Raw genomic sequence first — 6,903 nt, 5'->3', positions numbered from 1 at the left:
GCTTTATTTTGCTTAATAAATAAAAAAAGAAAGCCCAATTCTTTCTGGGCTTTCTCATTTATTGATTAAGATTAATTTGTTTCGATTAAACCATATTTACCGTCTCTACGCTTGTAGACGATATTTGTTCCATTAGATTCTGCATCAGTGAATACGTAAAAATTATGTCCAAGCATATCCATTTGAAGAACCGCTTCTTCCTGATCCATTGGTTTCAATTCAAATTGTTTTGTACGGACGATGTGTAATTCTTCTTCACTCTCGTCCTGATATGCCGCTTGCTCAGGAGAAACAACGTTTGCGAAGTATGCACCTACTCCTTCACGTTCACGGAACTTACGGTTTACTTTCGTTTTATATTTACGAATTTGACGCTCAAGTTTATCGACGATTAAATCGACCGCTGCATACATATCATTGTGACGTTCTTCAGCTCGAAGCGTTAAACTCTTCAAAGGAATTGTTACTTCCACTTTCGTTTGACTGTCGTTATACACTTTTAAATTGACATTTGCGTTCGCTTGGAGATCTTCGTTGAAATAGCGCTCTACCTTATTGATTTTGCTTTCAACGTGCTCACGAATCGCAGGAGTTACCTCGACGTTTTCACCACGGATATTAAAATTTAACATGTAAACTCCTCCTTTAATTAAGGCTATGTAAACCTTATTCTACATATCCCCTATAAACTCCTGCTACAAACCAAAAACTTTTCTGGATTTTGTCGAATAAATGCCTTTTTCTGTCGCATCATGCTCGAATCAATGTAATTGCATCTACTGATTCAGCCCCCGCTTTTTTCAAAACAAATGCGGCATGATGCAGTGTGGTGCCTGTTGTATATAAATCGTCGACCAATATAATGTGTTGATTTTGAACACTCTTGGACACGGAAAAAATTAATTCGGAGGACATCCGATCTTTTCTTGTTTTTCCGACTTGTGAACGATTTACAGTTTTGTCCAACACATGCGTATAAGGAACATGTGCAGCCATGAGCAATTGATCCACTTGTGAAAAGGTTCTCTCCTGTAACTTTTCCGGATGTAGAGGAATAGGGACTATCAACTTCTGAACATTTCTTAACGGTTTGAAATCTTCAGCAAAAATCGTTGCCAGCTCCACGTCCAACTGGAATTTGTATTGTTGAAACACATGCTTCATCCAGTCATTGTAAGTGTATATGGATCTGACGGTATCCAGTACACCTTCATATATTGTCCCCGACCATTCATTTTCAATCTGATTATTTTGTACTTTTTCAAATTTTGCTCTGCAACCATGACAAAGAACATCCGATTGTTTTAAGAAGAATAGTTTTTGCCAAGAAGCACTTTCTAAAAATGGTGTTGAACAGAGTAAACACGTCATTGCCTGTATCCACCCTGCTTTTTGTGTGCTTCTATAGTAGCTTTGGCTGTATCCATGGCAGACGAAATTCCATGATGAAAAAACACCAGATCCCCATCAGGATAATCTATCGCTCGACCGACACGACCACCTATTTGGATTAATGCACTGCTCGTAAAAATCTTCTCATCAGCACCAACTACTGCTACTTGAACATTGGGAATCGTAATTCCTCGCTCCAAAATGGTCGTTGTCAGCAAGCCACAAACTTTTTTCTGACGCAATTTAATGACCTTATCTTTTCTATCACTGTCTTCTGCATGGACTGACAAAATTTCCGGGTGCAACAGCTGAAATAAGGGCAAAGCTTTTTCCATGAGTTCAATTGTAGGGAAGAAAATTAAAAAAGGTCGGGAGTGGTTCAAACAATTTATTGTCCACATCTTTAATTTTGGGGAAAGTTTACCTTTCTGAATGTGCTTTTGATAATTCCACAACCCGACAAAACGTGGTATCGGTAGAGGAAAACCATGAAACCTTACAGATATGACCGATTTATTAACAGCTTGTCTTAAAAGTTCATCAGATGGTGTAGCTGTAATAGTATGTACAACAGCTTCTTTCTTTTTCGCTTTTTGCACTGCATATTGCAGAGATTTATCCACTGTATATGGGAAAGCATCCGCTTCATCAACAAACACGACATCAAAAGCTTCTTCAAATCTGTACAATTGATGTGTTGTTGCGATGATGAGCTGTGCGTAGTCCGTGTAACCCGGAGAGCCACCATATAAAGCATGAATAACTGTTTGCGGAAAAACTTGCTGGAATCTCGGCGCAAGCTCCAGTACAACATCTGTCCTTGGAGTAGCCACACATACACGTTGTCCCCGCTCAAGCAAATCAAATACAGCAGGAAACAATAATTCCGTTTTTCCAGCCCCGCATACGGCATGAACTAAATGACTTTGATTTCGACGGACGCTGGCTAGTAATTCATTTGAAGCTCGTTCTTGTTGGGATGTCAATGTTCCAGACCATGAAAACCGATGTGACTGGACTAGTTCAATCACAGGTCCAGTCCATGTTATCAACTCCGTGCAACTGCTCACTCTGCCCATACGAATGCAATGCCTGCAGTAAAGGCAAACACCTTTACATTTTGCACARTGGAAAGAGGTCAATTGGTTAAATCCGCAACGACGACATTGGTGTTGATTGGTTTTTAGTAATGGTGAAAAATGAGTTGATGAAATGCCTTGATGAGGGGTAATAAATCCTTTTTCAATTAAATCTTCTATGTCGGATAAAGGAAATGGGGTTTGTTCCTTCAACCATAATCGGCCACTTAAAAATGTTTGTATCTCTTTCATGAGCATCCCTCCTATACGGATATCTCATTCCTACCATTTAATCATAATCCCCAATTGTGGAACTCGCCAATTTAAGATGGGCATATTGGTGTATGGAGAGGGAAAATTTTTAACAAAGAAGTTGATATTATGAAGAAGTGTATTTGCACCTTACATGCCGCAAGTGCTTGAAGCATGTGTTAAGCGGATTTCATACTAGTTAGATTTGGCGGAAACTTGAAGATAGCTCAAATACGTTGATTTACAGTTTAATGTAACTGAGCCTAAATAATAAGAACCTCGCACTTATGCGAGGTTCTCATCTTCTTTATTCCGCTACATCACCGATGAAGTAGACACTGCTGACACGCCAGTTTCCATCCTCTTTGGCAAAAACGGTTACTTGTCGACCTGTTCGGTCAAGTTTAGCACCTGTTGACTCCTGTTCAAGCGAGATCGCAAGTGACGCAAAGACCTGAGCTTGGCTTTTGTCATACTTAATGACCGTCACATCTTCAGCTGTACGTTTAACTTTATATTCTTTAAACGTTTTTTTAATCATCTCTTCTTCTTCCTTGTAATCAAACCCTTCAGGTTCTTTAGCGATGACAGACATATACGTCTCAAAGTCTTCGTTATTAAAAGAAGTCATATAGGTATCAAACGCAGCCAATATTGCCTTCTTTTCATCTGCTGGCACATCTTGTGCCTCTTCAATATCAGAACCCGACATCTCAAAGCCAACATCAGATTGTTCCTGATCCTGATTCTTCACACCATGTTCCAATGCATTATTTTCACTTGAAGTTTCCCCATCGGAAACGGAACCTGCACCGCCTCGATCTTCTTCACTTGCACAAGCAGACAGTAATATTGAAATTAGCGCTAACACTATCATATATTTGAATTTCATTATAATTCGTCCCTCCTACTCGGCTATTTTGTCATAAAATGATTGCCCTTACAATAATTATAGCCGCAATCAGAATAGAGACGACACCCATCATGTGAAAGTTTCGTGTATTAAAGCGTAGGATTGTTGGATGGCTTCGGATTATAGTGGGCTATTTCCATTTTGTGCAACCTAGAAGGCTAAACTGTCTACCTGGAACTCMAATCTGTCAACCTGGAATCCAAAACTGTCAACCTGGATGGGCATTCTGTCTACTTGGAAATCTTTTCTAGTAATTCAGTTGCAACTAGATGGATAAAAATGCTATTTTTACATTATCCCAAAGACTAGAAGGAGTGATATTTTATTGTCGGAAATCGAGAAACACCTAAATCGTTAACGGTTTATCTTCGCTTACTAAGTAGAGTACCCAAAGAACATCCGCTTTATAAGGAAATCGAATCGAGAATCAATCGGATTCGTGCTGGGTACAGCGGTGAAACGTATGTGGACAATTTTTTAAAGAATATTGATTTCCCATGTCCATATGTCATCTTTAAAGACATTAATGTTCAAACTTCAGCAAACACAAAAGCCCAGTTTGATACATTAATCATTACACCAAAGTTTGTAWGTATATTAGAAATAAAAGCATTGAAAGGTCGAATCTCTTTCCAAAAGACTCCTGCCCAATTAGTCAAAGAAGTCGACGGAGTTAAAACTTCAATGAAATGTCCAGAGGAGCAACTGAAACGTCATGAAAGAAGATTGGTTAAATGGTTGAATACAAATCAAATAAATCTACCCATACGAAGTGCTATTGTTTTCGCATTTTCTAGCACCCTTGTAGATTTGCCGCCCAGGTATTCCAACATAGTGATGGGCTGTGATGTCGGTTCTTATATTGAAGACCTATTTGATCTCCCTCCCGCACTTACAGAAAAAGAATTCAATTCATTAATCGACTCCCTGCAACAGGCTAAAACGAATTATTCCCCCACCCCACTAGTAAATACTGTCCCAATTCTAGATTCAGAAATTGTCAAAGGATTACTTTGCCCGCAATGCTCTATGAATATTGGCTCTCTTTATAAATGTCCTACTTGCAAAATTACGAGGAAAGTAATCATTGCGAATGCTCTCGAGGATTGGTTCTATTTAATGAAAAGCACTATTACTACAAGAGAATGTCTGGATTTTTTGCAACTAAGGGATAAAACATCTGCATCACATATTTTAAATAGAGCTAAATTGATACCTAAAAACAATGGTCGCTATAGATTTTATAAATTATTTGATGATGACTATGAGGGTTCTTTTTCAATTCGAGCTGAAGCACTTGAAAAAAAATAGGAGTTTGTGCTTCTTGGACGTCTATTCTGTCCCATGACAAGTTTCACATGAAAATACCATGTCAAATTTTCATTTTGTGCAACCTGGAACCCAGTTCTGTCTACCTGGAATCCAAAACTGTCTACCTGGACAAGTTTCACTTGAGAATATCATGATACTTTTCATCTTGTGCAACCTGGATGGCCATTCTGACTACCTGGAATTCAAAACTGTCTACCTGGATCCTCATTCTGTCTACCTGGACCAGTTTCACTTGAGAATATCATGGTACTTATCATTTTGTGCAACCTGGAAGGCCATTCTGTCAACCTGGAACCCAAAACTGTCTACCTGGAACACTAAACTACACACTCGACCCATAATCATCTCACTAAAAATCAAAAAACCCCTCACATTTGTGAGGGGTCCAATTAGTCAATTAGCGTACTTCAACCCAGCCATTTTTAATAGCTGTTACGACGGCTTGTGTACGGTCGTTTACGTTCATTTTTTGAAGAATGCTTGAAACGTGATTTTTCACTGTTTTTTCAGAAATGAACAATGTTTCACCGATCATGCGGTTACTTTGGCCATCTGTTAATAATTGAAGAACTTCACATTCACGTTTTGTTAGTAAATGGAAAGGACGACGAATTTCAGATTGGTGGAACGTTCCTTTATTTTCACGTTCACTTAAACGACGGAATTCCGCCACTAAATTACGTGTTACTTTTGGATGTAAGTAAGATCCACCTGCTGCAACCACTTTAATGGCTTGTACAATTGCGTCAGCATCCATTTCTTTCAACATGTACCCAAGAGCACCTGTTTTCAGAGCGTGCGTAACGTAAGATTCATCGTCGTGGATAGATAACATGATTACTTTGGCTTCTGGATATTTCGCCATTAGCTCACCTGTTGCTTCTACTCCATTTTTACGTGGCATGTTGATATCCATCAATATAACTTCCGGTGCATATTGCTCGTACAAATTTAAAGCGTCGCTTCCATCATCGCCTTCAGCAATTACATCAAATGAATCTTCAAAGTCTAGAATTCGTTTTACCCCTTCACGGAATAATTGGTGATCGTCTATAATTACAATTTTCGTCATCGTCATTTCCTCCTAAATATAAGCAGACCTTATCTCTCTTTTTCCTCAATTAAAGGAATTCGAAACATCATTGTTGTTCCTTTGCCAGGTGAGGATTTCACAACCATTTCACCTTTTAATAGATCGACACGTTCTTGCATTCCAAGTAAACCAAATGAACTATCCCGAACAAGGCGCTGATCAAAACCAATTCCGTTATCTTTCACCGTAACGGCTACTTTGTTCTTATTCCATACAACTTCTACCCAAATTGTTTGGCATTTGCCATGTTTTGTCGCATTCGTCACAGATTCCTGAATCAGGCGAAATAGCGCTACTTCATAATTCGGTAAAAGTCGACGCTGTTCTCCATTTGAATGGAAGTGTATTTTGCACCCCATATTATATTCTTCGATAGTCATTAAGTATTTTTTGAGGGTAGGGACTAAACCTAAATCGTCCAATGCCATTGGTCGCAAGTCATAAATAATTCGTCTTACTTCCGACAGAGCATTTCGTACCATCAATTTTAAACTTGAAATTTCCACAAGTGCTTGATCGACACCTTTTTCACGGTAAGTCCGTTCTATCAAATCTGATCGAACTAAAACATTGGCCATCATCTGGGCGGGACCGTCATGTATTTCACGAGATAGCCTTTTTCGTTCTTCTTCTTGTGCTTCAATAATTTTCAAACTGAAATCTTGTTTTAATTTCGCGGTTTCCAATGCTTGTCCAACATTTTTCAAATCCGAAGTTAAGTAGTTGGTAACCACGTTGGCTTGTGTAACAAGTTGATCGGCATGCAAAATAGCATCGTTTAATTCATTTAAACGACGTTCCAAATCATCTCTACGTTCCCGTAGTTGGCGATCTTCCGTACG

General features: G+C 38.9%; 7 protein-coding genes. 1 reads left to right on the top strand and 6 read right to left on the bottom strand.

Annotated features, from left to right (window positions below):
• Positions 1-71: 71 nt before the first annotated feature.
• The 4 genes from hpf to AC1DSB_RS11860 all read right to left on the bottom strand — a co-directional run bounded on the left by hpf (position 72) and on the right by AC1DSB_RS11860 (position 3,615).
• Positions 72-632, bottom strand: coding sequence for a ribosome hibernation-promoting factor, HPF/YfiA family (hpf, locus tag AC1DSB_RS11875; RefSeq protein ID WP_016428061.1), 561 nt, complete (start codon positions 630-632; stop codon positions 72-74).
• A 118-nt stretch (positions 633-750) separates the two neighbouring features.
• Positions 751-1,371, bottom strand: a complete 621-nt coding sequence (locus AC1DSB_RS11870; protein ID WP_477586778.1) for a ComF family protein — start codon at positions 1,369-1,371, stop codon at positions 751-753.
• Positions 1,368-2,723 (bottom strand): ATP-dependent helicase ComFA, encoded by a 1,356-nt coding sequence (locus AC1DSB_RS11865; protein WP_477586777.1) that lies wholly within the window; start codon positions 2,721-2,723, stop codon positions 1,368-1,370. The genes AC1DSB_RS11870 and AC1DSB_RS11865 overlap by 4 nt, the downstream gene beginning before the upstream one ends.
• A 307-nt stretch (positions 2,724-3,030) precedes the next feature.
• Positions 3,031-3,615 carry a nuclear transport factor 2 family protein gene (locus tag AC1DSB_RS11860; protein WP_477531522.1) on the bottom strand — a complete coding sequence of 195 codons (585 nt, stop codon included), beginning with the start codon at positions 3,613-3,615 and terminating at the stop codon, positions 3,031-3,033.
• A gap of 345 nt (positions 3,616-3,960) precedes the next feature.
• Here AC1DSB_RS11860 and AC1DSB_RS11855 point away from each other — a divergent pair, with 345 nt between their 5' ends.
• Positions 3,961-4,947: a nuclease-related domain-containing protein gene (locus AC1DSB_RS11855; RefSeq protein ID WP_477586779.1), complete on the top strand. Its 987-nt coding sequence runs from the start codon at positions 3,961-3,963 to the stop codon at positions 4,945-4,947.
• A gap of 418 nt (positions 4,948-5,365) precedes the next feature.
• Here AC1DSB_RS11855 and AC1DSB_RS11850 read toward each other — a convergent pair whose 3' ends face one another.
• Both AC1DSB_RS11850 and AC1DSB_RS11845 read right to left on the bottom strand, forming a co-directional pair.
• A complete protein-coding gene (locus AC1DSB_RS11850) occupies positions 5,366-6,040 on the bottom strand; it encodes a response regulator (RefSeq protein WP_016428071.1) in 675 nt (224 codons plus the stop codon).
• Between the two features lie 29 nt (positions 6,041-6,069).
• A partial coding sequence (locus tag AC1DSB_RS11845; RefSeq protein ID WP_477586776.1) for a sensor histidine kinase occupies positions 6,070-6,903 on the bottom strand: 834 nt, incomplete at its 5' end.

This window comes from Paenisporosarcina sp. P4_E4_2, assembly GCF_056401595.1.
The sequence above is the reverse complement of the archived record's forward strand: the minus strand, read 5'-3'. Positions and strand labels throughout refer to the sequence as shown.